This window comes from Pseudomonas sp. TE6283, from assembly GCF_054060555.1.
On the sequence record NZ_JBSSDH010000010.1, the window covers coordinates 104,019 to 130,519 of the forward strand.

The 26,501-nt window shown below is 64.2% G+C and carries 25 protein-coding genes and 1 pseudogene; 16 read left to right on the forward strand and 10 right to left on the reverse strand.

Annotation, left to right across the window (positions count from 1 at the left end; all coding sequences use genetic code 11):
- Positions 1 to 58: 58 nt before the first annotated feature.
- Positions 59 to 235 (forward strand): hypothetical protein, encoded by a 177-nt coding sequence (locus tag ACVWZ5_RS15350; RefSeq protein WP_155721695.1) that lies wholly within the window; start codon positions 59 to 61, stop codon positions 233 to 235.
- Positions 232 to 509: pseudogene (locus tag ACVWZ5_RS15355) on the forward strand (helix-turn-helix transcriptional regulator). Before ACVWZ5_RS15350 ends, ACVWZ5_RS15355 begins: the two are co-directional and overlap by 4 nt.
- A gap of 67 nt (positions 510 to 576) precedes the next feature.
- Here ACVWZ5_RS15355 and ACVWZ5_RS15360 read toward each other — a convergent pair.
- From ACVWZ5_RS15360 to ACVWZ5_RS15370, 3 genes are read right to left on the reverse strand one after another with little or no spacing between them, the layout of a single operon-like run.
- On the reverse strand, positions 577 to 1,248 hold the full coding sequence (locus ACVWZ5_RS15360) for a GNAT family N-acetyltransferase (RefSeq protein WP_457340716.1): 672 nt from the start codon (positions 1,246 to 1,248) through the stop codon (positions 577 to 579).
- Between the two features lie 7 nt (positions 1,249 to 1,255).
- A complete protein-coding gene (locus ACVWZ5_RS15365; protein WP_084942351.1) occupies positions 1,256 to 1,702 on the reverse strand; it encodes a GNAT family N-acetyltransferase in 447 nt (148 codons plus the stop codon).
- A 12-nt stretch (positions 1,703 to 1,714) separates the two neighbouring features.
- Positions 1,715 to 2,344, reverse strand: coding sequence for an FMN-binding negative transcriptional regulator (locus ACVWZ5_RS15370; RefSeq protein WP_062575631.1), 630 nt, complete (start codon positions 2,342 to 2,344; stop codon positions 1,715 to 1,717).
- Positions 2,345 to 2,435: 91 nt separating this feature from the next.
- Between ACVWZ5_RS15370 and pdxR the strand changes: the two genes are divergently transcribed.
- Positions 2,436 to 3,965, forward strand: coding sequence for a MocR-like pyridoxine biosynthesis transcription factor PdxR (gene pdxR, locus ACVWZ5_RS15375; protein WP_062575630.1), 1,530 nt, complete (start codon positions 2,436 to 2,438; stop codon positions 3,963 to 3,965).
- A gap of 119 nt (positions 3,966 to 4,084) precedes the next feature.
- Here the strand turns inward: pdxR and ACVWZ5_RS15380 are convergent, their stop codons facing one another.
- The 4 genes from ACVWZ5_RS15380 to aspA all read right to left on the reverse strand — a co-directional run bounded on the left by ACVWZ5_RS15380 (position 4,085) and on the right by aspA (position 8,944).
- A complete protein-coding gene (locus ACVWZ5_RS15380; protein ID WP_457340717.1) occupies positions 4,085 to 5,188 on the reverse strand; it encodes an extracellular solute-binding protein in 1,104 nt (367 codons plus the stop codon).
- 2 nt (positions 5,189 to 5,190) lie between these two features.
- A complete protein-coding gene (locus tag ACVWZ5_RS15385; protein WP_062575628.1) occupies positions 5,191 to 6,231 on the reverse strand; it encodes a histone deacetylase family protein in 1,041 nt (346 codons plus the stop codon).
- A gap of 127 nt (positions 6,232 to 6,358) precedes the next feature.
- Positions 6,359 to 7,351: an AraC family transcriptional regulator gene (locus ACVWZ5_RS15390; RefSeq protein ID WP_280070581.1), complete on the reverse strand. Its 993-nt coding sequence runs from the start codon at positions 7,349 to 7,351 to the stop codon at positions 6,359 to 6,361.
- 168 nt (positions 7,352 to 7,519) lie between these two features.
- The gene (gene aspA / locus ACVWZ5_RS15395) at positions 7,520 to 8,944 is read right to left on the reverse strand and encodes an aspartate ammonia-lyase (RefSeq protein ID WP_028689979.1); all 1,425 of its coding nucleotides are present in this window, start codon (positions 8,942 to 8,944) and stop codon (positions 7,520 to 7,522) included.
- A gap of 181 nt (positions 8,945 to 9,125) precedes the next feature.
- On the opposite strand from aspA, the gene ACVWZ5_RS15400 reads away from it, so the two are divergent.
- The 5 genes from ACVWZ5_RS15400 (at position 9,126) to ACVWZ5_RS15420 (ending at position 12,737) form a co-directional block, all read left to right on the forward strand.
- Complete coding sequence (locus tag ACVWZ5_RS15400; RefSeq protein ID WP_062575626.1) at positions 9,126 to 10,055, forward strand: LysR substrate-binding domain-containing protein; 930 nt, start codon at positions 9,126 to 9,128, stop codon at positions 10,053 to 10,055.
- 171 nt (positions 10,056 to 10,226) lie between these two features.
- On the forward strand, positions 10,227 to 10,718 hold the full coding sequence (gene purE, locus ACVWZ5_RS15405; RefSeq protein ID WP_050707559.1) for a 5-(carboxyamino)imidazole ribonucleotide mutase: 492 nt from the start codon (positions 10,227 to 10,229) through the stop codon (positions 10,716 to 10,718).
- A gap of 10 nt (positions 10,719 to 10,728) precedes the next feature.
- Positions 10,729 to 11,811, forward strand: a complete 1,083-nt coding sequence (locus tag ACVWZ5_RS15410) for a 5-(carboxyamino)imidazole ribonucleotide synthase (RefSeq protein WP_062575625.1) — start codon at positions 10,729 to 10,731, stop codon at positions 11,809 to 11,811.
- A 96-nt stretch (positions 11,812 to 11,907) separates the two neighbouring features.
- Positions 11,908 to 12,153 carry a GlsB/YeaQ/YmgE family stress response membrane protein gene (locus ACVWZ5_RS15415; RefSeq protein ID WP_011536441.1) on the forward strand — a complete coding sequence of 82 codons (246 nt, stop codon included), beginning with the start codon at positions 11,908 to 11,910 and terminating at the stop codon, positions 12,151 to 12,153.
- A 50-nt stretch (positions 12,154 to 12,203) separates the two neighbouring features.
- Positions 12,204 to 12,737, forward strand: coding sequence for a DUF3299 domain-containing protein (locus ACVWZ5_RS15420; RefSeq protein ID WP_457340718.1), 534 nt, complete (start codon positions 12,204 to 12,206; stop codon positions 12,735 to 12,737).
- Between the two features lie 84 nt (positions 12,738 to 12,821).
- Here ACVWZ5_RS15420 and ACVWZ5_RS15425 read toward each other — a convergent pair whose 3' ends face one another.
- Positions 12,822 to 13,721 (reverse strand): D-hexose-6-phosphate mutarotase, encoded by a 900-nt coding sequence (locus ACVWZ5_RS15425; protein WP_457340719.1) that lies wholly within the window; start codon positions 13,719 to 13,721, stop codon positions 12,822 to 12,824.
- Positions 13,722 to 13,794: 73 nt separating this feature from the next.
- Positions 13,795 to 14,193, reverse strand: a complete 399-nt coding sequence (locus ACVWZ5_RS15430; RefSeq protein WP_003253317.1) for an acyl-CoA thioesterase — start codon at positions 14,191 to 14,193, stop codon at positions 13,795 to 13,797.
- Between the two features lie 362 nt (positions 14,194 to 14,555).
- Between ACVWZ5_RS15430 and ACVWZ5_RS15435 the strand changes: the two genes are divergently transcribed.
- The 8 genes from ACVWZ5_RS15435 to ACVWZ5_RS15470 all read left to right on the forward strand — a co-directional run bounded on the left by ACVWZ5_RS15435 (position 14,556) and on the right by ACVWZ5_RS15470 (position 25,010).
- Positions 14,556 to 15,845: an MFS transporter gene (locus ACVWZ5_RS15435; RefSeq protein ID WP_062360101.1), complete on the forward strand. Its 1,290-nt coding sequence runs from the start codon at positions 14,556 to 14,558 to the stop codon at positions 15,843 to 15,845.
- 168 nt (positions 15,846 to 16,013) lie between these two features.
- Positions 16,014 to 17,012, forward strand: a complete 999-nt coding sequence (locus ACVWZ5_RS15440) for a phosphate ABC transporter substrate-binding protein PstS (protein WP_062575623.1) — start codon at positions 16,014 to 16,016, stop codon at positions 17,010 to 17,012.
- A gap of 142 nt (positions 17,013 to 17,154) precedes the next feature.
- Positions 17,155 to 19,443: an ABC transporter permease subunit gene (locus ACVWZ5_RS15445; RefSeq protein ID WP_457340720.1), complete on the forward strand. Its 2,289-nt coding sequence runs from the start codon at positions 17,155 to 17,157 to the stop codon at positions 19,441 to 19,443.
- A gap of 17 nt (positions 19,444 to 19,460) precedes the next feature.
- Positions 19,461 to 21,131: a phosphate ABC transporter permease PstA gene (gene pstA, locus ACVWZ5_RS15450; protein ID WP_062575621.1), complete on the forward strand. Its 1,671-nt coding sequence runs from the start codon at positions 19,461 to 19,463 to the stop codon at positions 21,129 to 21,131.
- Between the two features lie 72 nt (positions 21,132 to 21,203).
- Positions 21,204 to 22,037 (forward strand): phosphate ABC transporter ATP-binding protein PstB, encoded by an 834-nt coding sequence (gene pstB, locus ACVWZ5_RS15455; protein ID WP_028689970.1) that lies wholly within the window; start codon positions 21,204 to 21,206, stop codon positions 22,035 to 22,037.
- 97 nt (positions 22,038 to 22,134) lie between these two features.
- Positions 22,135 to 22,905: a phosphate signaling complex protein PhoU gene (gene phoU, locus ACVWZ5_RS15460; RefSeq protein ID WP_023630537.1), complete on the forward strand. Its 771-nt coding sequence runs from the start codon at positions 22,135 to 22,137 to the stop codon at positions 22,903 to 22,905.
- Positions 22,906 to 23,068: 163 nt separating this feature from the next.
- Positions 23,069 to 23,974 (forward strand): response regulator, encoded by a 906-nt coding sequence (locus tag ACVWZ5_RS15465; RefSeq protein WP_062575620.1) that lies wholly within the window; start codon positions 23,069 to 23,071, stop codon positions 23,972 to 23,974.
- A gap of 136 nt (positions 23,975 to 24,110) precedes the next feature.
- Positions 24,111 to 25,010 (forward strand): peptidoglycan DD-metalloendopeptidase family protein, encoded by a 900-nt coding sequence (locus ACVWZ5_RS15470; protein WP_084942344.1) that lies wholly within the window; start codon positions 24,111 to 24,113, stop codon positions 25,008 to 25,010.
- 32 nt (positions 25,011 to 25,042) lie between these two features.
- Here the strand turns inward: ACVWZ5_RS15470 and ACVWZ5_RS15475 are convergent, their stop codons facing one another.
- Positions 25,043 to 26,383, reverse strand: coding sequence for a hemolysin family protein (locus ACVWZ5_RS15475; protein WP_062575619.1), 1,341 nt, complete (start codon positions 26,381 to 26,383; stop codon positions 25,043 to 25,045).
- Positions 26,384 to 26,501 lie beyond the last annotated feature (118 nt).

Sequence of the window (26,501 nt, forward strand, 5' to 3'; positions counted from 1 at the left end):
GATCGTGGCCTGCCGCTGAGGGTGGGCCAATGGGACTAGTATCCTAGAAATTGATGCCTTGGCGCCCCTGATGGATCCGGAGCAGGCCTTGCAGCGCCTGCGCCAGGATGCCGGCAGCCTGCTGGCATTGCCGGACATCCTGGCCGATATGGGGCTCTCTGATGCGCTAATGAACCATCCGGCCATTGCCCTCGGCTCACTGCAACGGCGGCTGACCGCCTGGGGGCTGGCATGACAGTTTCCATCGATGTGCGCGGGTTGTTGATCGATGCTGTGCGCGAAGGTATCGCCGACGGCAGCCTGGAACTCGGCGCGGCAGTGCGCCGCTTGCGTGTCGAGGTGGCCAAGATGCAGCAGGCGCAGTTTGCGAAGATGTGCAAGATTTCGGTTCGCACGCTGATTCAGATCGAGCAGGGGAAGGCAACCCCACGCTCAAGTCGTTGAATGCAGTGTTCAAGCCGTTCGGCTTGAAAATGGGTGTGGTCAGTCGTCACCGGCAGATCGGTTGACTGCATCGCGAGGCAAGTCGCAAGCGTGGGAGCGGCGGTGCGCCGATGCGACTTGCCCCGCACTGCTTCAACCCAGGCGACATGCCTCCAGCGTCAGCACCTGCCCCTGAGGCTGCTGGTTTTCCTCACTCAACCAACGCTCGAACCCCGCCGCCACGGCCGGCCACTCGGCATCGGTAATCGAGTACCAGGCGGTATCCCGATTGCGGTCCTTGACCACCATGTGGTTACGGAACACCCCTTCAAACACAAAGCCGAACCGCTCCGCTGCACGCTTGGAGCGATCATTGGCGTTGTTGCACTTCCACTCCAGCCGGCGGTTGCCCAGCGCGAAGCCGAGCTTGCTCAGCAGGTAGACCGCCTCGGTGCCCTTGGGCGTGCGCTGCATGGCGGCGCCGAAGGCGATATGGCCGATCTCGAAGCGGCCCTGTTCCGGCACGATCGCCATGTAGCTGAGGATGCCCTGCACCTGGCCGCTAGCGCGGTCGATCACGCTGTAGAACAGCGGGTCGCGGCTGGCGGCGTTACCGTCGAGCCAACGGTCGAAGCTGGCGCGTTCGACGAACGGGCCATAGGGCAAGTAGTCCCACAGCACCGGGTCTGAGCCTGGCCCTTGCAGCACATCCCAGAGGTCGGCGCCATGGCGCGCCGGGTCGAGCTTCTCCAGGAGGATGAAACGACCCTCGAGGGGGTCGGCCTTGGGCGTACCGGCGGGTTTCCAGTTCAATGCGTCGGTCATGGGCGGCCTACAGTACTTTGCGAAATTGGATGAAGCCGGGGCGCTCGGCAACCTGCTCGTACAGGCTGATGGCGGTGGCGTTGGTTTCGTGGGTCAGCCAGTGCACCTTGGCACAGCCGTCGGCCTTGGCCGTGGCGTAGACATGCTCGATCAGCTGCCGGCCGATGCCCAGGCCGCGCACTGCGCTGTCCACGTAGAGGTCTTGCAGGTAGCAGGAAGGCTCGATGCTCCAGTTGGAACGATGGTAGATGAAGTTGACCATCCCCACCGCCTTGCCATCGACCCAGGCCAGCGCCGAATGGGTCGGCTCATGCCCGTCCAGCAGGCGTTGCCAGGTGCTGGCGCTGACCGCCTCGGGCAGTTCGGTTTCATAGAAGCGCAGGTAGGCCTGCCACAGGGGTAGCCAGGCGGCGTGGTCGTTGGCGCCTACCGGGCGCAGGGTGATGCTGGTCATGGGCCTTTTCCTTCAGAGGTCGCGCATGTGCGCGGCGAGTTGGTTATCCACAGGGTCGGCGCTGGCGGCCAGGCCTTCGCGTACCCCGGCGATGTCTTGTGCCGAGCGGTTCTGGCTGAGTTTGCGTGCGCCCTGCAAACGGCTGATGGGCAGGCGGATGCCAACGATGGCGCGCAGCATGCTGTCGAGGTAGTCCGCAGGGGCATCGGCCACGCGCCACGGCGTTGCGCGGCTTTGCTCATGGCGGTCGGTCAGGCGGCTGACGATGTCGAGCAAGGAGGCGGGCTCGTGGATCACCGTCGCCGGGCCCCAGGCATGCACCGCCATGTAGTTCCAGGTGGGCACCACCTTGGGATTGTCGGCCTTGCTCGGGTAGAACCCAGGGCTCACATAGGCATCGGCGCCGGGGAAGACCAGCAACGCTTCGGCGCCTTGCGCCAGGTTCTGCCATTGCGGGTTGGCCCGGGCGAGGTGGCCATAGACCGTACCGAACTCGCCCTCGTCGGTGGCGACCAGCACCGGCAAGTGGCTGGCCAGCAGCCCCTGTTCGCCGTGGCTGACCAGTGTGGCCAGGCGGGTTTGCAGCATGTGCTGGTGCAGGCGGCCGAGGTCGTGTTCCTGGTGCGGTTTGCTGTTGTACATGCAGGGGGATCCTTGTGCTGTGGCTTCATCCTAGGCAGGCTATTGGCTCTATGTAAGAGCCATTAATGACTGCTTTGATAGGTCCAATGCCATGAGCGAGCGTACCCACGCGTTACCTTTCGACCCGGCCGGCCTCGCCCTCGACCGTGGCCGGCGCGGGCTCAGCCAGCAGCTCTATCAGGCACTGCGCGCCCGCGTGCTGGATGGGCGCCTGGAAGGCGGCACACGGCTGCCGGCTACCCGCGACCTGGCGGCGATGCTGGCGTTGTCGCGCAATAGCGTGGTGCGCGCCTATGACCAGTTGTATGCCGAAGGCTTCATCGAAAGCCGGGTAGGCGATGGCACCTACGTGAGCCGGCTGGGAAAACTATCCACACAACTGTCCACAGGGTTATCCCGGGGTTTATCAACAGGGTTATCCACATTTCAGGCATCTGACACTGAGGATTTATCCAGTTTCATCGCGTGTAGCGAACCATTGCAGCGTCTGAAAAATCACCACCTGCCGCCTCCCAGAAGCGGCTCGCCGAAGGCTTTCAGGGTCGGCCTGCCCGCCTTCGACCTCTTTCCTTTCGAGGTTTGGGCCAAGCTGCAAGCGGGTTTCTGGCGAAATCCCGACCCGGCGCTGCTCGGTTATGGCGACCCGGCGGGAGAAGTGCAGTTGCGTGAGCTGATCGCCACCTATCTGCGTCGTTCGCGGGGGCTGTCCTGCACGGCTGAACAAATTGTGATCACCAGTGGCGCACAGCAGGCGATCAGCTTTTGTGCACAGCTGCTTTTACAGCCCGGTGACGGGGTGGCTGTGGAAAACCCAGGCTATCGGGCCGCCGGGCACGCCTTCGCCCTGGCGGGGGCAAGGGTCAGCGGCGTGCCGGTGGATGAAGAGGGCATGGACTGCGCGCGTCTGGCCGAACTGCCGGACTGTCGGCTGGCCTATGTGACCCCGGCCCACCAGTACCCGACCGGCGTCACCATGAGCCTGGCCCGGCGCCTGTCGTTGCTGGCCTGGGCTGAACGCCAGGGCGGGTGGATCGTCGAGGACGACTACGACGGCGAGTACCGCTACAGCGGCGCGCCCCTGGCACCGCTGGCTGCGCTGGATCGACAGGGCCGGGTGTTGTACGTCGGCACCTTCGGCAAGATTGCTTTCCCGGCGCTGCGGATGGGCTACCTGGTGCTGCCCAAATATCTGGTGCAAGTGTTCAGCCAGGCCAAGGCGCTGGCGGTGCGCCATTCGGAAGTGGGTAGCCAGTGCGTCATGGCGCAGTTCATGGCCCAGGGGCATTTCCAGCGGCATATCCGTCGCATGCGCCGGGCGGCGTTGGCGCGCAGGAATGTGTTGAAGGCTGGCTGGCCGGTGGAGGTGGCGGGGCTGGGGGCAATGCCGGAAGTGGCGGCGGGGCTGCATGTGAAAGTGACTGTGGATAACTTTGCGCGGGAACAAGCGTTGGTTGCCCGGGCCGAGGCGGTGGGGGTGGAGGTCAATCCGCTGAGTGGCTATTGGCTGGAAGACAGCGAGGTGCCTGTGGATAAGCGCGCGGGGCTGGTGTTGGGGTTTGCGGCAGTGCCGGAAGCGCAGATTGCGGATGCATTGATGCGGCTGCGCAGGGCCTGGCGTTGAATGGGGCTGCTGTCGCAGCCCTTCGCGGGTAAATCGCAGCGGCGAACCGCCGCTCCTACAGTGGTCGCGCAGCACATGTGAGTTTACCCGCGAAGGGGCGCAAAGCGCCCCAACCGATATCAGGTCCCCGACTTGATCTTGGTCCAGGCCCGGGTGCGTGCCCGCTCGGCATCCCGTGGCAGTGGCTTCAAGGTATACAGCTTGGCCATCGCCTCCGTTGTCGGGTACAGGTTCGGGTTGTTGCGGATCGCTGGGCTGACCTTGTCGTTCGCATCCTTGTTCGGGTTCGGGTAGCCGACGAAATCGCTGATCGGCGCGATCACCTCAGGCCGCAGCAGGTAGTTGATGAAGGCATGGGCATCCTCCGGGTTGGCCGCGTTCTTCGGGACCGCCAGCATGTCGAACCAGATCGGTGCCCCCTCCCTGGGCAGGCGCATGTCCACCGTCACGCCATTCTTTGCCTCGCGGGCGCGGTTGGCGGCCTGGGAGAAGCTGCCCGAATAACCCACCGCCACGCAGATGTCGCCATTGGCGATGTCGGCCATGTACTTGGAAGAGTGGAAGTAGGTGACATGCGGGCGGATCTTCAGCAGCAGGTCCTGGGCTTTCCGATAGTCGGCCGGCTTGCCGCTGTTAGGGTCCAGACCCAGGTACGACAGGGCCAGCGGCAGGATCTCCGACGGTGAATCGAGCAGCGCCACGCCGCACTGCTTGAGCTTGGCGATGTTCTCCGGTTTGAAGATCAGGTCCCAGCTGTCCACCGGGGCGTTGTCGCCGAGCACCGCCTTGACCTTGTCCGGGTTGAAGCCGATCAGCACGGTGCCGTACATGTAGGGCACGGCGAACTTGTTGCCGGGATCGTTGGCCTCGATCAGCTTCATCAGCGCCGGGTCCAGGTGTTGCCAGTTGGGCAGCTTGGCGCGATCGAGCGGTTGGAACACGCCCGCTTCGATCTGCTTGGCGAGGAACACGTTGGACGGCACCACCACGTCGTAGCCGGAGTTGCCGGTCAGCAGCTTGGCCTCCAGCGCCTCGTTGGTGTCGAAGATGTCGTAGACCAGCTTCACCCCGCTGTCCTTCTGGAAGTCGGTGAGGGTCTGCGGGGTGATGTAGTCGAACCAGTTGTAGACCCGCAGGGTGCGCTGGTCGGCATGGGCCTGGAGCGCGCCGGCGAGCAGGCCGGTGGCGATGAGCGGGGCGAGCAGACGCTTGAGTCGGACCATGTTCAGGCTCCTGGATGGGCGTGCTGGAAGCCTTCCAGCACATTGACCGCGTTGATGCCGATTTCCTCCACAGCGTAGCCACCCTCCATCACGAACAAGGTCGGCTTGCCCAGCTGGGCGATGCGCTTGCCCATTTCCAGATAGTCCGGGCTGTCGAGCTTGAACTGGGAGATCGGGTCGTTCTTGAAAGTGTCCACGCCGAGGGAGATCACCAGTACCTCGGCGTCGTAGGCGGCGATGCGCTGGCAGGCGTCTTCCAATGCCGCGCTCCAGGCGGCCCAATCACTGCCGGCGGGCAGTGGGTAATTGATGTTGCAACCTTCGCCCGGGCCTTCGCCGACTTCGTCGGCATAGCCCAGGAAGAACGGGAACTCGTCCTGCGGATCGCCGTGGATCGAGGCGAAGAACACATCGTTGCGGGTGTAGAAGATGTCCTGGGTGCCGTTGCCGTGGTGGTAGTCGACATCGAGGATGGCCACCTTGCGCCGGCCCTGGTCAAGGAAGGCCTGGGCGGCGATGGCGGCGTTGTTCAGGTAGCAGTAGCCACCCATCACCTCGGCGGCGGCGTGGTGTCCCGGCGGGCGGCACAGGGCGAAGGCCGCGTGGGCACCTTGCTGGATCGCGGCCTGGGCGGTCAGGGCCACTTGCGCTGCGCTGTAGGCGGCCTGCCAGGTGCCGGCGGTGATTGGTGCGCCAGCGTCGAAGCTGTAATAGCCGAGTTCGCCGTGCAGGCCGGTGGGCTTGACCTGGCGCAGGGTGCGCGCCGGCCAGGTGAAGGGCAGCAGGTCGCCGTCGTGGCCGAGTGCGGCCCAGCGAGCCCAGGCGCCTTCGAAGAAGTTCAGGTAGTCGGTGCTGTGGATACGTTGCAGTGGGGCGCGACCGAAATCGGTGGGGCCTTGCACGGGGCCGAGGTTGCGCTTTTGCACCTGCTCCAGGACGTGGTCGGCGCGGGAAGGCATTTCGAAGCAGGGCATCAGCTGGCCGTCGATCAGCTCGCAGCGGCCATGGTGCAGGCGGTGGTCATCGGAATAGATCGTCAGCACGTGTTGTTCTCCGTTTATGACTGGCGTGGGCCGATTGTGCTGGCTGGCCTGATGCAGGGAGAACGGCATGAATGGCCAAAAGGGGATAGATATGGCCATCACCTGTGCCGACCGCATCGCGGGGTGGTCAGCCGCGGAAATGGCTGGGCGCAACGCCGCTCCAGCGCTGGAACGCATGCCTGAAACTCGCGGTCTCGCTGAACCCCAGTGATTCGGCAATCCTATAGATCGGCATCTGCTCCTCGGCCAGCAGTTGCTTGGCCCGCTCGAAGCGCAACTCGTCGAGCAGCTGTTGATAACTGCTGCCCAGCGCCTGCAGGTGCCGGCGCAAGGTGCGCGACGAGCAGTTCATTTGCCGTGCCAGCCCCTCCAGCCCGGGCGCGGCATCCAACTGTTGGATCAGCAACTGGCGAATGCGTCCGAGCCAGGCCTGGCGTCCGGTGAACTCCAGGTTCAGGCGCCTGCAGCGTTCGCCCATGGCCTTGTGGGTGATCGGGTCGGCCAGCGGCAGCGGCATGTCCAGCCAGCGGCGCTCGAAGGCAAAGGCGTTGTCGCTGGCCTGGAAGCCCAGCGGGCACTGGAACGCACCGTCGTAGAGCGCGTGGTAACCGGGACGCGAGTGTTCGAAGCGCGCCGCCAGCAGCGGCAGCGGGCGGCCGAGCAGGTCATCGCAGATCACCTTCAGCGACACCAGGCAGAACTCGGCGTTGAAGGCGGCAAGGCCGGGGGCGTCGTAATGGTCGCTGGCGCAGAGCCAGGCCCGTTGGCCGTCGTCCACCAGGCGCAGCTGGAAGACTGTTCCCAGCAGTGCCGGATAACTCAGTGCCAGGCGCAGGGCGTCACCCAAAGTGGCACTGGAGAGCAGGGCGTAACCCAGCATCCCGTAGCACGACACATGCATCCGCCGGCCCAGTTCCAGGCCGATGTCCTCACGCCGGGCCACGGCGTTGGCGCACACCTGCAGCTCCTGCTGGGTGGTGATGCGCGCATCGGCGTGGCCCAGGTCCGCCGGGCCTATGCCGCTGCCGGCGAGCAGCTGCCGCGGGTCGACGCCCATCTCCTGGAACACCTGGAGGATCAGCGAAACCGCGTTGAGGGTGGTGAGGTGGCTGTGCAGCATGCTCGGCGTCCCATTGGGCTGAGAAGCTTTGGAGAGCAAGTTGCATGCCGCTCGGACGATATCGAATCCCAGGCACAAAAAAAGGGCCCGGAGCGTGCGCTCGGGCCCTTGAAAGGTTGAGAGGTGTCTAGTCCCTCGACCTGGTGAGACTGTTTGCAGCGGCCTGGGTTACGCCTTCAGCGGAACCAGACGGGGAGCGATCATGTTTTCCGGACGCAGGATGTCGTTGAGCATCGCTTCGTCCAGCAGCTTCTCCTCGCGCACCAGCTCCAGCACGCCGCGGCCGGTTTCCAGGGCGACACGGGCGATACGGGTGGCGTTTTCGTAGCCGATGTACGGGTTCAGGGCGGTGACCAGGCCGATCGAGTGCTCGACCAGTTCGCGGCAGCGCTGTTCGTTGGCGGTGATGCCGACGATGCAGTGCTCGCGCAGCATGTCCATGGCGCGTTGCAGCAGGCGGATCGAGTCGAAGATCTTGTAGGCGATCAGCGGCTCCATCACGTTCAACTGCAACTGGCCACCTTCGGCGGCGACGGTCAGGGCCAGGTCGTTGCCCATGATGGCGAAGGCCACCTGGTTGACGGCTTCCGGGATCACCGGGTTGACCTTGCCTGGCATGATCGAGCTGCCCGGCTGACGCGCCGGCAGGTTGATCTCGTTGATGCCGGTGCGTGGGCCGCTGGACAGCAGGCGCAGGTCGTTGCAGATCTTCGACAGCTTGACCGCGGTACGCTTGAGCATGCCGGAGAACAGCACGAAGGCGCCCATGTCGGAGGTGGCTTCGATCAGGTCGGCAGCCGGGACCAGCGGCTGGCCGCTGATGGTCGCCAGGCGCTGCACGGCCAGGGCCTGGTAGCCCGGGTCGGCGTTGATGCCGGTGCCGATGGCGGTGCCGCCCAGGTTGATTTCGGTCAGCAGTTCCGGAGCCAGCGAGCGCAGGCGCTGCAGGTCTTCGGTCATGGTGGTGGCGAAGGCGCGGAATTCCTGGCCCAGGGTCATCGGCACGGCGTCCTGCAGCTGGGTACGGCCCATCTTCAGTACGTGGTCGAACTCTTTACCCTTGGCGGCGAAGGCCTGGATCAGGCTGTCGAGGCTGGCCAGCAGGGCGTCGTGGCCCAGCAGCAAGCCCAGACGGATCGCGGTCGGGTAGGCGTCGTTGGTCGACTGCGCCATGTTCACGTCGTTGTTCGGGTGCAGGTACTGGTACTCACCTTTCTGGTGGCCCATGTGCTCCAGCGCGACGTTGGCGATGACTTCGTTGGCGTTCATGTTGGTGGAGGTGCCGGCACCGCCTTGAATCATGTCCACGACGAACTGATCGTGGAAATCACCCTTGATCAGTCGGGCGCAGGCTGCAGTGATGGCAGCGTGCTTGGCATCGCTCAGGTGCCCCAGCTCACGGTTGGCGTCAGCAGCGGCCTGCTTGACCATCGCCAGGCCGACTACCAGTTTCGGGTAGTGCGACAGCGGAACGCCGGAGAGGTGGAAGTTGTTGGCAGCGCGCAGAGTCTGGATGCCGTAGTAGGCATCGGCAGGGACTTCAAGGGTACCAAGCAGATCTTTTTCGACGCGGAACGATGCAGCGGAGGACATGATGGATATCATCTCGATTTTGACCCGGCACCTGCCGGAATGGCGCCAATGCTAGGGCTGCCCGGATTTTGCGGCCAATGCTGTTGCACGCTAACCTATGCACAAACGGCATACGGTTTGATGTGACGCCGATTGACAATCGAGCGTGTTCCATTTTGGTGCACGCGTTGCGGAGTAGTCGATGAACCTCGAAAGCAAATGGCTGGAGGACTTCAGTGCCCTGGCCTCAACCCGCAGTTTTTCCCAGGCGGCCGAGCGCCGGTTCGTCACCCAGCCGGCCTTCAGCCGGCGCATACGCAGCTTGGAGGCGGCGCTGGGGCTGACCTTGGTGAATCGTTCCCGCACACCTATCGAACTGACCGAGGCCGGCCAGCTGTTTCTCGTCACCGCGCGTACCGTTGTCGACCAGTTGAGCGAAGTTCTCCGCCATTTGCACCACCTTGAGGGCGGGCAGGGCGAGGTGATTCAGGTGTCGGCTGCGCACTCCCTGGCGTCGGGCTTTTTCCCGCGCTGGGTGGCGCAGCTGCGCAACGATGGCTTGAACATCGCCACGCGCCTGGTGGCCACCAACGTTGGCGATGCCGTTCATGCATTGCGCGAGGGCGGTTGCGACCTGATGCTGGCTTTCTATGACCCGGACGCCGCCTTGCAGATGGACGCCGAGATCTTCCCGTCGTTGCACATGGGCACCACCGAAATGCTTCCGGTGTGCGCCGTGAGCCCGGACGGCAAGCCGCTGTTCGACCTGGAGGGTGAGGGCAGCGTGCCGCTGCTGGCCTATAGCGCCGGTGCCTTCCTCGGCCGTTCGGTCAACCTGCTGCTGCGCCAGCGCAACCTGCGCTATACCACTGTCTATGAAACAGCGATGGCCGACAGTCTAAAGAGCATGGCCCTCGAAGGCATGGGCATCGCCTGGGTGCCGAGGCTGTCGATGCGCGGCGAGTTGGAGCGTGGCGAACTGGTGATCTGTGGCGGCAGCCAGTGGCATGTGCCGCTGGAAATCCGCCTGTACCGCTGCGCGCTGGTGCGCAAGGCCAACGTGCGGTTGCTGTGGCGCAAGCTGGAGGGTGGATCGGTTGACTCGAAAGTCAGCCAAACCCCCGAAAAATAAGGGCGACAGTTGGTCGCCGGGGGTGCCGTGATCGCCTCGCGTTACGCTATACTGCGCGGCCCCTCGACCGGATAGATCCGGTCATGATCAGCAAACAAGCCACGCCGGTCGTCCCGCGTGGCTTGTTGTTTTTTGACGCGCCCGCGGGCGCACAAGCGAAGAGGCTCGACGATGAGTGCACTGGTTGGCGTGATCATGGGCTCCAAGTCCGATTGGTCCACCCTTAGCCACACCGCCGATATGCTGGAAAAACTCGGCATTCCCTACGAGGTGAAGGTGGTTTCCGCCCACCGTACCCCGGACCTGCTGTTCCAGTACGCCGAGGAGGCCGAGGGCCGCGGCATCGAGGTGATCATCGCCGGTGCTGGCGGCGCCGCCCACCTGCCGGGCATGTGCGCCGCCAAGACCCACCTGCCGGTATTGGGCGTGCCGGTGCAGTCGTCGATGCTGTCGGGTGTCGATTCGCTGCTGTCGATCGTGCAGATGCCTGCTGGTGTTCCCGTGGCCACCCTGGCCATCGGCAAGGCCGGCGCGATCAATGCCGCGCTGCTGTCGGCAAGCATCCTGGGCGCCAAGTACCCGCAGTTCCACGCGGCGCTCAAGCAGTTCCGCACGGAGCAGACCGACACCGTTCTGGACAATCCAGACCCGCGCCAGGCTTGAGGTTGACGCTATGAAGATCGGTGTAATCGGTGGCGGCCAGCTGGGCCGCATGCTGGCCCTGGCGGGCACCCCGCTGGGCATGAACTTCGCCTTCCTCGACCCGGCCCCGGACGCCTGCGCCGCCCCGCTGGGCGAGCACCTTCGCGCCGACTACGGCGACCAAGACCACCTGCGTCAGCTGGCCGACGAAGTCGACCTGGTGACCTTCGAATTCGAGAGCGTGCCGGCCGAAACCGTCGCCTTCCTCTCGCAGTTCGTACCGGTCTACCCGAGTGCCGAGGCCCTGCGCATCGCCCGAGATCGTCTGTTCGAAAAGAGCATGTTCCGCGACCTGGGGATTCCGACCCCGGCTTTCGCCGACATCCTCTCGCAAGCGGACCTGGATGCCGCCGTCGCCAGCATCGGTCTGCCGGCCGTGCTCAAGACCCGTACCCTGGGGTATGACGGCAAGGGCCAGAAGGTCCTGCGCAAGCCCGAGGACGTGGTGGGCACCTTCGCCGAGCTGGGCAGCGTGCCCTGCCTGCTGGAAGGTTTCGTACCGTTCACCGGCGAAGTGTCGCTGGTGGCCGTGCGTGCCCGCGATGGCGAAACCCGCTTCTACCCGTTGGTGCACAACACCCACGACAGCGGCATCCTGAAATTGTCGGTGGCCAGCGACGCGCATCCGCTGCAGGCCCTGGCCGAAGACTACGTCGGCCGCGTGCTGCAGAAGCTGGACTATGTCGGTGTCATGGCGTTCGAGTTCTTCGAGGTCGACGGCGGCCTGAAGGCCAACGAGATCGCCCCGCGCGTGCACAACTCCGGGCACTGGACCATCGAAGGCAGCGAGTGCAGCCAGTTCGAGAACCACCTGCGTGCCGTCGCCGGCCTGCCGTTGGGTTCGACCGCCAAGGTGGGTGAGAGCGCCATGCTCAACTTCATCGGCGAAGTACCGCCAGTGGACAAGGTCTTGGCCATCGACGATTGCCACCTGCACCACTACGGCAAGGCGTTCAAGGTCGGACGCAAAGTCGGCCATGCCACCCTGCGCTGCGCCGACATGGCCACCCTCAAGGCCAAGATTGCCGAAGTAGAGGCCTTGATCGCCGGCTGATCGAACTTCTGCCCGGCAATGCCGCTCTGAGATGGCAACATGCCAAAGCGCTGACTAGGCTTTGGCATGTTTCATGTTCATCACAGAGGGATTGCCATGGGCATCATTGGAACCATCTTCATTGGCTTGATCGTCGGCCTGCTGGCGCGTTTCCTGAAACCGGGTGACGACAGCATGGGCTGGATCATGACCATCCTCCTCGGCATCGCCGGCTCCCTGGCTGCCACCTATGGCGGGCAAGCCCTTGGCATCTACCAGGCCGGGCAGGCCGCGGGCTTCTTCGGGGCCCTGGTCGGCGCGATCATCCTCCTGGTGATCTACGGCTTCATCAAGAAGAGCTGAACACACGTTAGAATGCCGGCAATTCAATCCCCGAGTTGCCGAGCATTCCCATGCGTGCGTTATTCCTCGTCCCCCTGCTGCTGGCCAGCGCCCTGGCCCATGCCGAATTGCCCGAGACCGACTGGCTTGAGCTGATGCCCAAGTCGGACCAGAAAGCCCTCGAGCAGATGCCCGAGATCGACCACGACTCCCCGGAAGCCCAGGGGACCTTCACTGCCAAGGGTGGCCTGAAGCAGAGCAAGGGCTTGCCGGCGGTGATGTACTCGACCAAGACCGTGGCGGCGATGAACGGCAAGCAGATCCGCCTGGGCGGGTATCCGGTGCCGTTGGAAAGCGATGCCAAGGGCAACAGCACGTTGTTCTTCCTCGTGCCGTACCCTGGTGCTTGCATTCACGTGCCGCCACCGCCACCGAACCAGCTGGTGCAGGTGCGTTATCCGAAAGGGTTGAAGATCGACGACATCTATACGCCGTTGTGGGTGACCGGCACGCTGAAGGTGGAGACGGTCAGCAATGACCTGGCGGATGCGGCGTATGCGCTGGAGGCGGGGCAGGTGAGGGTGGTGGAGGATGCTGATCTGTGATTGGACCAATCGCGGGGCAAGCCCGCTCCCACGTGATAGTCGTGGGAGCGGCGATGCGGCGACCCGGCTTGCCCCGCGATGGCATTAACAGAGCGCTTCGCTACCGATCGCCACGCTCAGCGCATGACTCGCCCCCGGCTTGAGCACCACCACGTCATCCATCACATTCGCCGTCTCGATGCACAGCATGCGCTGCCAGCCATCGTCGGCCATGTCCGGCAGGTCGCGGGCGCGGTCGGTCCAGGGGTTCCAGATCACCGCGGTGCGTGAGCCGCCGGCCTGCAGGGTGATCCGTCGGTTCCAGTGCGGGTCGACGATGGCCAGGCGCTCGGGGGCATTCAGGTAGATGCGGTCGGTCTCGCTCGTAAAGCCCAGGTTGCCCTGCTGCTGGCGCTGCTCCCAGTTGGCCAGGGTTTCGATATAGGCCAACCCGTCCACGCCTTCCACCTGCACCTGGCGCACTTCGCTTACCGCGAAGTAGCTGTGCAGGGCCTGGCTCAGGGTGACGTCGGTATTGCCGAGGTTGTAGCTGGTCAGGGTCAGCTTCAGCTGGTCGCCCAGTTCCACCAGCAGCTTGAGCTGGACTTCGTGGGCCCAACCCGGCAGATCGCCCTGGGCTTCGGGTAGTTCGAATTCGATGTGCAGGTTTTCGCCGTGCTCCTCGGCCCCCAGCAACTGCCAGTCGCGCCCGCGCACCAGGCCATGGGCCGGTGGCTGCTCGCCCTTGAACATGGCTTTGACCGAATCCGGGTTGCGATCGAAGATGCCGAACCACGGCCAGCACACCGGCGCGCCGGCGCGCACCGACTTGCCCTTGCGGAAAATGGCCTGGTCGCTCAGCCATAGCAGCGGCGGTTCGCCGATTCGCTGGTAGCTGAGGACCTGCGCGCCCTGCTGGGCGATCAATAGTTCGGCCTGGTCGCTGGTGATGCGCCAGCAATTGAGTTCGCCGTGAAGCTCGGTCTCGACCTTGAAGTTAGCCATTGCGCTCGTCTCATTGATTGTCTGTCAGGCCGTTGGACCCGGTGACGTGCAATGAGTTTACCGCTCGCTCGGCTCAGCGACGAGGCACCGAGCGGGTGCGACCGCTGCCATCGATGGCGACGAACACGAACACGGCTTCGGTGACCTTGCGCCATTCGCTGGACAGCGGGTCGTCGCTCCACACCTCGACCATCATCTGGATCGAGCTGCGGCCGATCTCCAGGGTCTGGGTATAGAAGGACAGCTGCGCGCCCACTGCCACCGGCACCAGGAATGCCATGCGGTCGATGGCCACCGTGGCCACCCGGCCACCTGCGACGCGACTGGCCATGGCGGTGCCGGCCAGGTCCATCTGGGCGACCAGCCAGCCGCCGAAGATATCGCCGAAACCATTGGTCTCGCGCGGCAGCGCGGTGATCTGCAAGGCCAGGTCGCCCTGCGGGATAGGATCTTCTTGTTCGAGCTCAATCATGCCGTGGGGCCTCTGACCCGTGAAGCTTCGTTGGTGGCGCAATGAAGGACGCCGTAAAAACGATTCAGCATCACGCATACTACGCTGATTTCGCTTCGCGAGGCGGCCAAAGGGAATCTCTGCGAAACAGTCTGACAACAATGACCGACGTTTTCGCACAACTTCCCAAAATGGAAGCAACCTTTTCCTACGAGCGGGCAGTATATATACCTGCACAGCCAGCGACGACCGCACATTCATGAATATCTGTATGGATTTTGTACCGCTATGAGCGCGGCTCGGCAATTTGCTATCTTCGCTGCCTATCCAATCCAGAAACCGCATGCCAAGCGGTCCGCAGACCTACAAGAGAAAGAACAGCGATGACCTCCGTGCAGAGCAGTATCGAGCAGCCGTCCCGGCCGCTGTCCCGCAGTGACTACAAGACCCTCTCGCTGTCCGCCCTGGGCGGAGCCCTGGAGTTCTACGACTTCATCATCTTCGTGTTTTTCGCCACGGTGGTCGGCAAGTTGTTCTTCCCCGCCGACATGCCCGAATGGCTGCGCCTGATGCAGACCTTCGGCATCTTCGCCGCCGGGTACCTGGCGCGCCCCCTGGGCGGCATCGTCATGGCCCACTTCGGCGACCTGCTCGGGCGCAAGAAGATGTTCACCCTGAGCATCTTCCTGATGGCCGTGCCGACCCTGGTGATGGGCCTGCTGCCCACCTATGCGCAGATCGGCCTGTGGGCGCCGATCCTGCTGCTGTTGATGCGGGTGATCCAGGGCGCGGCCATCGGCGGCGAGGTGCCGGGCGCCTGGGTGTTCGTCTCCGAGCACGTGCCAGCGCGCAACACCGGCTATGCCTGCGGCACCCTGACAGCGGGCCTGACCTCGGGCATCCTGCTTGGCTCGCTGGTGGCGACGCTGATCAACACGCTTTATACCCCCGAGGAAGTGGCGGACTACGCCTGGCGTATTCCGTTCCTCCTGGGCGGGGTGTTCGGCTTCTTCGCGGTCTACCTGCGCCGCTGGCTGCATGAGACCCCTGTGTTTGCCGAGATGCAGGCGCGAAAGGCCCTGGCCGAGGAACTGCCGCTGCGCGCGGTACTGCGCGACCACCGCGGCGCGATCATCCTGTCGATGTTGCTCACCTGGCTGCTGTCGGCCGGCATCGTGGTGATCATCCTCATGACTCCGGCATTGCTGCAAAGCCTCTATCACGTGAGCCCAACGGATTCGCTCAAGGCCAACAGCCTGGCCATCGTGCTGCTCAGCCTGGGCTGCATCGGTGCTGGCAGCCTGGCCGACCGCTTCGGCGCCGGTCGCGTGTTCATCGTCGGCAGCCTGGCGCTGCTGGCGTCGTCCTGGGCCTTCTACCACAGCCTGCCGACCCGTCCGGACCTGCTGTTCCCGCTGTACGCCCTGACTGGCCTGTGCGTGGGCATCGTCGGTGCCGTGCCGTACGTGATGGTCAAGGCGTTTCCGCCGGTGGTGCGCTTCAGCGGCCTGTCGTTCTCCTACAACCTGGCCTACGCGATCTTCGGTGGGTTGACGCCTATGGTGGTCACCGCGCTGCTCAAGTTCAGCCCGATGGCGCCAGCCTACTACGTGGCATGTCTGTGTGCCGTTGGTCTGCTGGTGGGCACCTATTTGCTGGCTCGCAAACGCTGACACCCGCTCTAAATTCCCCCTCTGCAACATCCTGTAAAGGCCATCCCGGTTCCCGGTGATGGCCTTTCATCCAATTGTCATATTCGAGTCATAGAGTGTTCATGCGGCCTGCAGATACTTGGGCCCGTTCCATCTCACAACCCACGATATTCCTGCTAGGAGCAAGGCATGAAACTGAAGCGTTTGATGGCGGCCCTGACCTTTGCCGCCGCTGGCGTCGCTGCCGCCAATGCGGTCGCCGCTGTCGATCCTGCAATCCCGACCTACACCAAGACCACCGGTGTGTCGGGCAACCTCTCCAGCGTCGGTTCCGACACCCTCGCGAACCTGATGACCCTGTGGGCCGAGGCCTACAAGAAGGAATATCCGAACGTAAACATCCAGATCCAGGCCGCCGGCTCCTCCACCGCGCCACCCGCGCTGACCGAAGGCACCGCCAACCTGGGCCCGATGAGCCGCAAGATGAAGGACGTCGAGCTGCAGGCCTTCGAGCAGAAGTACGGCTACAAGCCGACCGCCATCCCGGTCGCCGTCGACGCCCTGGCCGTGTTCGTGCACAAGGACAACCCGATCAAGGGCCTGACCATGGCCCAGGTCGACGCCATCTTCTCCTCCACCCGCCTGTGCGGTGGCAAGAGCGAGATCAAGACCTGGGGTGACGTCGGCGTGACCGGCGACCTGGCCAACAAGCCAATCCAGCTGTTCGGTCGCAACTCGGTATCGGGCACCTACGGCTACTTCAAGGAAGAAGCCCTGTGCAAAGGCGACTTCAAGCCTAACGTCAACGAACAGCCTGGCTCGGCCTCGGTCGTGCAGTCGATCAGCTCCTCGCTGAACGGCATCGGCTACTCGGGCATCGGCTACAAGACCGCCAGCGTCAAGACCGTGCCTCTGGCCAAGAAAGACGGCGGCACCTTCGTCGAAGACAACGAAGCCAATGCCCTGAACGGTACCTACCCGCTGTCCCGCTTCCTGTACGTCTATGTCAACAAGGCGCCGAACAAGCCTCTGGCCCCGCTGGAAGCCGAGTTCGTCAAGCTGGTGCTGTCGCAGGCCGGCCAGCAGGTTGTCGTCAAGGACGGCTACATCCCGCTGCCAGCCAAGGTGGTCGACAAGACCCTGGCTGACCTGGGCCTGTCCCACGCGGGTAACGTTGCAAAGAAGTAAGTAACTGAGGACGAGGCCGGTGACCACAATGCCGGCCTCCTCCACGAATTCCTTAGTCCGAAGCCAGGGCTCCTGAGCGGCGGGCTTTTTTGCGTCACTGCACTGTCATGTTTTTGTCATACGGGACCGCTAGGGTGTGCGCATGAATGATCTGGCCAACTCCACAATGACCCAAAATTCTCCTCCCGTGCGCATTGATTTCAATACGCCCGAGTTGCAACGCAAGCGCCGCATGCGCGCCCTCAAGGACCGTCTGACCCGCTGGTACGTCCTGGTGGGCGGCCTCGCCGTGCTGGCAGCGATCACGCTGATCTTCTTCTACCTGGCCTACGTGGTGCTGCCGCTGTTCCAGGGCGCCGAGTTGACCAGCAAAAAGGCCTTGGAGCCGACCTGGCTGCAGCAGGACGCCGGCAAACCCCTGATGATCGCCCTCGAGGAGCAGAACCTCGTGGGCATGCGTGTTTCCGACAAGGGCCAGGCGCTGTTCTTCGACACCAAGACTGGCAACGAATTGAAGCGCGTCGACCTGCCGCTGCCCGCGGGCGCCCAGGTCAGCTCGATCAGCAGCGACCAGCCAGGCAGTCCGCTGGTGGTGCTGGGCCTGTCCAACGGCCAGGCGCTGGTGTTCCACCACACCTACAAGATCACCTATCCGGACAACAAGAAGACCATCGACCCGGGTATCGACTACCCCTATGGTCAGGACCTGTTCACCCTGGATGACCAGGGCCGCCCACTGGAACACGTCAGCGTCAACGTCAATGGCGACACGTTGCTGCTGGCCGGCTCCACCGGCGCGCACCTGCAGGTGATCGAACTGTCGCGCACCGAGAACATGATGACCGACGAGGTCACCATCGAGCAGAACCGCATCGAGCTGCCGCAGATGACCGAGGTGGTGAAGAACATCTTCATCGACCCGCGCCAGCAGTGGTTGTACGTGGTCAACGGCCGCGCCACCGCCGACGTGTTCAGCCTGCGCGACAAGAGCCTCAATGGCCGCTACAAGCTGCTGGAAGACGGCAACGCCGAAATCACCGCGACCGCCCAGTTGGTCGGCGGCATCTCGCTGATCTTCGGTGACTCCAAGGGCGGCCTGAGCCAGTGGTTCATGGCCCGCGACCCGGATGGCGAGTCGCGCTTCAAGCTGATCCGCAGCTTCCAGCTGGGCAAGGCCCCGGTGGTGCAGATCGACGCCGAAGAGCGTCGCAAGGGCTTCATCGCCCTGGATAGCGAAGGCAAGCTGGGCGTGTTTCACAGCACCGCACACCGCACCCTGCTGGTCGAGCCAGTCGCCGAAGGCGCCGGCGTGCTGGCCCTGTCGCCGCGCGCCAACCGCATCATCATCGAGGAAGGCGGCAAGCTGCTGCCGCTGAGCCTGCGCAACCCGCACCCGGAGATCTCCTTCAGCGCGCTGTGGGGCAAGGTCTGGTACGAGAACTACGACGAGCCTAAATACGTCTGGCAGTCGACCGCCTCGAACACCGACTTCGAGCCCAAGCTGAGCCTGTCGCCGCTGACCTTCGGTACGCTCAAGGCCGCGTTCTACGCGATGATCCTGGCCGCACCGCTGGCCATCGCCGCCGCCATCTACACCGCCTACTTCATGGCCCCGGGCATGCGCCGCAAGGTCAAGCCGGTGATCGAGCTGATGGAAGCGATGCCGACGGTGATCCTCGGCTTCTTCGCCGGCCTGTTCCTCGCGCCGTACCTGGAAGGCCACCTGCCGGGCGTGTTCAGCCTGTTCGTGATCATGCCGATCGGCATCCTGCTCGCCGGCTTCGGCTGGAGCCGCCTGCCGGAGTCGATCCGCCTGCGCATCCCGGATGGCTGGGAAGCGGCGATCCTGATCCCGGTGATCCTGGTGATCGGTTGGTTCGCCCTGTACATGAGCCCGTTCCTCGAGAGCTGGTTCTTCAAGGGCGACATGCGCCTGTGGATTAGCAACGACCTGGGCATCACCTACGACCAGCGCAACGCCCTGGTGGTCGGTATCGCCATGGGCTTCGCGGTCATCCCGAACATCTATTCCATCGCCGAAGACGCCGTGTTCAGCGTGCCGCGCAGCCTGACCCTGGGTTCGCTGGCGCTGGGCGCCACGCCGTGGCAGACCCTGACCCGCGTGGTCATTCTCACTGCCAGCCCGGGCATCTTCTCGGCGCTGATGATCGGCATGGGCCGTGCGGTGGGCGAGACCATGATCGTGCTGATGGCCACCGGCAACACGCCGGTGATGGAGATGAACCTGTTCGAGGGCATGCGCACCCTGGCCGCCAACGTGGCCGTGGAAATGCCCGAATCGGAAGTCGGCGGCAGCCACTATCGTGTGCTGTTCCTCGCCGCCCTCGTGCTGCTGCTGTTCACCTTCGTGATGAACACCCTGGCCGAGCTGATTCGCCAGCGCCTGCGCAAGAAATACTCGTCGCTTTGATAGAAAGGTAGAGATCCGTGAAAAAGGATTCCCTCAAAGGCTGGTTCAAGAGCGGCGCCCCCGGCGTCTGGATCAGTGGTGGCGCGGTCGCCATGGCGGTCATCATGACCGTCGGCCTGCTGGCCGTGATCGCCGTGCGCGGCCTGGGCCACTTCTGGCCGGCCGACCTGGTCCAGGCCACCTACAAGGTGCCGGGCCAGGCCGACCACGTGGTCATCGGTGAAGTGGTGCAGAAGGAAGAAGTACCGCGTGAACGCCTCAAGGGTGCCGGCCTGCCGGTGCCCGAGCAGGGCCCGGAGTTCATGACCCGAGAGCTGATCAAGGTCGGTAACCGCGACCTCAACGGCAGTGACTTCACCTGGGTGGTTGGCGAGTGGCTGGTGGACCAGCAAAAGCCTGCCGACCTGATCGCCCTGGAACGCCGTGAGTGGGGCAACTTCTACGGTTACCTGGTCAGCGTCAAGGAAGAGGGGCGTGTGGTCGCCCAGGGCCCCGAGGCCTGGAACGAGCTGCAGGCCCGCCTCAAGCGCGCCAGCGAGCTCAACGACCAGCTGGTGAAGCTTGAGAAGAAGGATATCGGCGCCATCAACCATGGCCTCGAGCGCCTGCGCCTGCACGGTCGCAAGCTGGAACTGGACGGCAAGCTGGACGCCGCCGCCCAGGCCGACATGGACGCCGAACGTGCCGAGCTGAACAACCGTTACAAGGCCATCGAGGAGCGCCTGACCGGCCTGCACCAGGCCTTTGCCCGCGACAGCCTGGTAGCGCGCGACGGCAATGGTCGCGAGGTGGAGATCAACCTGAGCAAGGTGGTCCACGCCATCCAGCCGAACGCCATGTCCGGCCTGACCAAGATGGGGGCCTACTTCGCCAAGGTGTGGGAGTTCCTCAGCGACGACCCGCGTGAGGCCAACACCGAGGGGGGTATCTTCCCGGCCATCTTCGGCACCGTGATGATGACCCTGATCATGGCCGTGATCGTCACCCCGTTCGGCGTGCTGGCCGCGGTCTACTTGCGCGAGTATGCCAAGCAGGGCCCGGTGACCCGGTTGATCCGCATCGCGGTGAACAACCTGGCCGGCGTTCCGGCGATCGTCTATGGCGTGTTCGGCCTGGGCTTCTTCGTCTACGTGCTGGGCGGCTCGATCGACCGGCTGTTCTTCCCCGAGTCGCTGCCGGCGCCGACCCTCGGCACCCCCGGCCTGCTGTGGGCCTCGCTGACCCTGGCGCTGCTGGCGGTACCGGTGGTGATCGTGGCCACCGAGGAAGGCCTGGCGCGAATTCCGCGCACCGTGCGCGAGGGCTCGCTGGCCCTGGGCGCGACCAAGGCCGAGACCCTGTGGAAGATCGTCCTGCCGATGGCCAGTCCGGCCATGATGACCGGCATGATCCTCGCCGTGGCCCGCGCCGCCGGCGAAGTGGCCCCGCTGATGCTGGTGGGTGTGGTGAAGCTGGCGCCGTCGCTGCCGGTGGACGGCAACTACCCGTACCTGCACCTGGACCAGAAGATCATGCACCTGGGCTTCCACATCTACGACGTCGGCTTCCAGAGCCCCAACGTCGAGGCCGCGCGGCCACTGGTGTACGCCACCGCGCTGTTGCTGGTGCTGGTGATCGCCACCCTCAACCTCTCGGCGGTGTGGATCCGTAACCACCTGCGCGAGAAGTACAAGGCCCTCGACCACTGATCCTGATTGCAAGCGTGCCGCCCGAACAGCGGGCGGCCCTTTGAAACGAATTGATAGCGTATGGAGTTGACCATGCAGCATGAATCCCACGCCCACGGCATCGACATGTCGGCCCTGGGCCGCGACAAGCAGAGCCTGCGCCTGGCCGAAGAGACCGTGGCCATCGAAGTTCCCGGGCTTTCCCTGTTCTACGGCGACAAGCAAGCGCTGTTCGACGTCAGCATGAACATCCCCAAGCAGCGCGTGACAGCCTTCATCGGGCCGTCCGGCTGCGGCAAGTCCACCCTGCTGCGGACGTTCAACCGCATGAACGACCTGGTCGACGGCTGCCGCGTGGAAGGCGCCATCAACCTGTACGGCAGCAACATCTACCGCAAGGGCGAGGACGTGGCCGAGCTGCGCCGTCGCGTGGGCATGGTGTTCCAGAAGCCCAACCCGTTCCCCAAGACCATTTACGAGAACGTGGTCTATGGCTTGCGCATCCAGGGCATCAACAAGAAGCGTGTGCTCGACGAAGCCGTCGAGTGGGCGCTGAAGGGCGCGGCGCTGTGGGATGAGGTCAAGGATCGCCTGCACGACTCGGCCCTGGGCCTGTCCGGTGGTCAGCAGCAGCGTCTGGTGATTGCCCGCACCATCGCCGTGGAGCCTGAAGTGCTGCTGCTCGACGAACCGTGCTCGGCGCTGGACCCGATCTCGACCCTGAAGGTCGAGGAGCTGATCTACGAACTGAAATCCAAGTACACCATCGTCATCGTGACCCACAACATGCAGCAGGCAGCCCGCGTTTCGGACTACACCGCGTTCATGTACATGGGCAAACTGGTCGAATTCGGTGACACCGACACCCTGTTCACCAACCCGGCGAAGAAGCAGACCGAAGACTACATCACCGGTCGCTATGGCTAGGGGGTGACCCGTGGGGGCAGGCTCCCACAATGGATTCTTCTTGCCAGGGAACGATACGAACGACTAGAAGCTTGCAGCTGCTTCGCGGAGCGAAACGATGATCAACAAAGAAAGCCTTACCCACCACATCTCCCAGCAGTTCAACGCCGAACTCGAGGAGGTGCGCAGCCACCTGCTGGCCATGGGCGGGCTGGTCGAGAAACAGGTGAACGACGCCGTCACCGCGCTGATCGAGGCCGACTCGGGCCTGGCCCAGCAGGTGCGCGAGGTCGATGAGCAGATCAACCAGATGGAGCGCAACATCGACGAGGAGTGCGTGCGCATCCTCGCCCGTCGCCAGCCGGCGGCCTCCGACCTGCGCCTGATCATCAGCATCTCCAAGTCGGTGATCGACCTGGAGCGCATCGGCGACGAGTCGACCAAGATCGCCCGCCGCGCCATCCAGCTGTGCGAGGAAGGCGAGTCGCCGCGCGGCTACGTCGAAGTGCGCCACATCGGCGACCAGGTGCGCAACATGGTTCGCGACGCGCTGGACGCCTTCGCCCGTTTCGATGCCGACCTGGCGCTGTCGGTGGCGCAGTACGACAAGACCATCGACCGTGAATACAAGACCGCGCTGCGCGAGCTGGTCACCTACATGATGGAGGACCCGCGCTCGATCTCCCGCGTGCTCAGCGTGATCTGGGCCCTGCGTTCGCTGGAGCGCATTGGCGATCACGCGCGCAATATCTCGGAGCTGGTGATCTACCTGGTGCGCGGCACCGACGTGCGCCACATGGGCCTCAAGCGCATGAAGGCCGAGGTGCAGGGCGAAGCGTTCGATGAGGGCGAAATCGCTAATGTTCCGGCTGAACCGGACGATAAATAGGATTGCTCCCGAGCATGAACGCCCGGCAACCGCCGGGCGTTTTCGTTTGCGGTCGAGCACCAGCAGGCACCCGCGAACCGTGTGAGAAGTCCCGGCGTGACCAGTGGTTTGGCAAATGGCCATCAGTCGGCGGTATGCTAGCCGGGATTCAAGAGGAATATCGATGAGTAAAGTGAATGTGCTGGTCGTGGACGATGCCCCGTTCATCCGCGATCTGGTGAGGAAGTGCCTGCGCAATGCCTTCCCCGGCATGGTGATCGAGGACGCGGTCAACGGCCGCAAGGCCATGGCCATGCTGAGCAAGGAACGTTTCGACCTGGTCCTGTGCGACTGGGAGATGCCGGAGATGTCCGGCCTCGAACTGCTGACCTGGTGCCGCCAGCAGGAAGAGATGAAGACCATGCAGTTCATCATGGTGACCAGCCGTGGTGACAAGGAAAACGTGATCCAGGCCATCCAGGCCGGTGTGTCCGACTTCGTCGGCAAGCCGTTCACCAACGAGCAGTTGCTGACCAAGGTGAAGAAGTCGCTGACCAAGATCGGCAAGCTCGACAGCCTGATGTCCAGCGCGCCGGCGCGAGTCAACTCGGCGTTCGCCAACGACTCGCTCAGCGCCCTGACCGGCGGTCGTCCGGAAGCGGCCAAGGTCGCGGCACCGGCGCCTGCCGCCGCGCTCGCCAAGCCGCTGATCAACGCACCGACGCCCAAGGCTGCCGCCCCCTCGGCGCAGAGCGGTCGTGGCCAGGGCCAACTGCGCCTGGCCAGCGGCCCCCAGCCGTGCGTAATCAAGGCCCTCAGCCTCAAGGAAGCCCTGCTGGTGGTGCGTCGCAGCGCCAACCTGCCACAGGTGCTCGAAGGCGCAGTGCTGGACCTGGAGCAAGGCGAGAACGCCGAAACGGCGCGGCTGAACGGCTACCTGCACGCCATTGCGGCGCTGGAGCCCAAACCCGAGAGCGACTGGCTGCAACTGACCTTCAAGTTCGTCGACCAGGATGCGCAGAAGCTCGACTACCTGTCGCGGCTGATTGCTCGCGGGACGGCGCAGAAGCACTTCACGCCTGGGGCCTGATCGCCGCTTGAGCCGCGCGTGGGAGCGGGCTTGCCCGCTCCCACGTCACACCGCCAGCATCCCGACCAACTGTCATATCCCTCTCAAATTCGGCTGCTAGGCTTCGACAGAACACAACTGTCAAAAAGCCACTACCATGCCGCCCGCCCGCCTGCTGCTGTTCTGTGCCTTGCTCATGGCCTCGGCGTCGAGCCTGGCCATGACCGTCTACAAGACCACCGACACCTTCGGCGTGGTCTCCTATTCCGATCGCCCGAGCCCCGGGGCCAAGGCCTTCGTGTTTCGTGAGCCCATGGTCGAGCGCCTGGATGGCCAGGTTCGCCTGAAAACCGAGCCCTTTGCCGGTGGCGTGCGCTTTGTCGCTCGCAATGAACTGTTCGTACCCATGGAGGTGGAACTGCGTGTGGAGCGCCTGGCCAATGCCCAGGGCGGTAATGCCCCGCGTATCGTCCGGCGCCTGGTGCCACCGCGCTCGACCCAGGTGCTCAGTGTGGTCCAGGCCCGCCAGGGGGGCAGCCTCAGGTACGACACCCAGTTTCGCTATGCCATGGGCGACCCGGGGCAGCGCCCGCAGGGCTATCGCTATCCCTTTCCCTGGAAGGGCGGACCGTTTCGCCTGAGCCAGGGCCCCAATGGCCGGTTCAGCCATTTCGGGCCCAAGGGCCGCTACGCCATGGACATCGCCATGCCCGAGGGCACACCGATTATCGCGGCGCGGGGTGGGGTGGTGGTGAAGATCGAGAACAACCAGAGCGGGCGGGGCAACAACCCGGCGGGCAATTTCGTCAGGATCCTGCACCCTGACGGCACCATGGGCGTGTACCTGCACCTGATGCGTGGTTCGGTGGTGGTGGGCGAGGGGCAGCGGGTGGCCCAGGGACAGGCGCTTGCAAAATCGGGCAACACCGGCAACAGCAGCGGGCCGCACCTGCATTTCGTGGTGCAGCGCAATGTGGGATTGGCGCTGGAGTCGATACCGTACCAGTTCGACCGACCGATTAACGGGTTGCCGGATTTCACTGCCGGCAACCCTTGAGGCTTTTGGGGCCGCAAAGCGGCCCCAAAGGATCAATCGAGCTTGAGCACCTTGGCCAGCACGATCTTCGGTCCTTTCATCTTCTTGATGATGATGCGCAGGCCTTCGACCTCCAGTACTTCCTCTTCCTCGGGCACGCGCTTGAGGGTCTCGTAGACCAGGCCAGCCAGGGTTTCCGCTTCGATATGGTCCAGGTCGACACCCAGCAGGCGCTCGACCTTGAACAGCGGCGTATCACCGCGTACCAGCAGCTTGCCGGGTTGGTAGGCGAGGATGCCGCGCTCGGTCTTGCGGTGTTCGTCCTGGATATCGCCGACCAGTACTTCCAGCACGTCTTCCATGGTCAGGTAGCCGATCACCTTGCCATCGGCTTCCTCCACCAGCACGAAGTGCGCGCCGCCCTTGCGGAACTGCTCCAGCAACTGGGACAGCGGCATGTGCCGCGACACGCGCTCCAGCGGGCGGGCGAGGTCTTCAAGGTCGATGGTCTCGGGCAGGTGGTCCAGCTCGGCCAGCTCCAGCAGCAGGTCCTTGATGTGCAGCAGGCCGGTGAATTCCTCGCGCTCGGCGTCATACAACGGGTAGCGGCTGAACTTGTGGCGGCGCAGCAGGGCGAGGATTTCCTTCAGCGGCGCATGGGCGTCGATGCTGACCATGTCCTCGCGGGAGTTGGCCCAGTCGACCACCTCCAGCTCGCCCATCTCCACGGCCGAGGCTAGCACGCGCATGCCCTGGTCGCTCGGATCCTGGCCGCGGCTGGAGTGCAGGATCAGCTTGAGCTCCTCGCGGCTGTAGTGGTGCTCGTGGTGCGGCCCGGGCTCGCCTTGGCCTGCGATGCGCAGGATGGTGTTGGCACTGGCGTTGAGCAGGTAGATGGCCGGGTACATCGCCCAGTAGAACAGGTACAGCGGCACGGCCGTCCACAGCGACAGCAGCTCGGGCTTGCGGATCGCCCAGGACTTGGGTGCCAGCTCGCCGACGACGATGTGCAGGTAGGAGATCACGAAGAAGGCGACGAAGAACGAGATCGCCTTGACCAGCTCCGGGCTGTCCACGCCCACGGCAGCCAGCAGCGGCTCGAGCAGGTGGGCGAAGGCCGGCTCGCCGACCCAGCCCAGGCCCAGGGAGGCGAGGGTGATGCCCAGCTGGCAGGCCGACAGGTAGGCGTCGAGCTGGTTGTGCACCTTGCGCAGGATGCTGCCACGCCAGCCGTGCAGCTCGGCGATGGCTTCGACCCGGGTGGAGCGCAGCTTGACCATGGCGAACTCGGCGGCAACGAAGAAGCCGTTGAGCAGCACCAGGAACAAGGCGAAGAGAATCATGCCGAAATCGGCGAACAACGAGGTGAGGCTGATACCAGGGGAAGGGTCCATGATGGAGTTTTTACGGGGTCCGTCTTTGCAATGGAGAGAAAAAAAGTGCCAGCGATGGCTGGCACGGGGGATCCAATGTAGCGGCTGGAGCCGTAAAAGCAAAGGGCTGCAAAGCAGC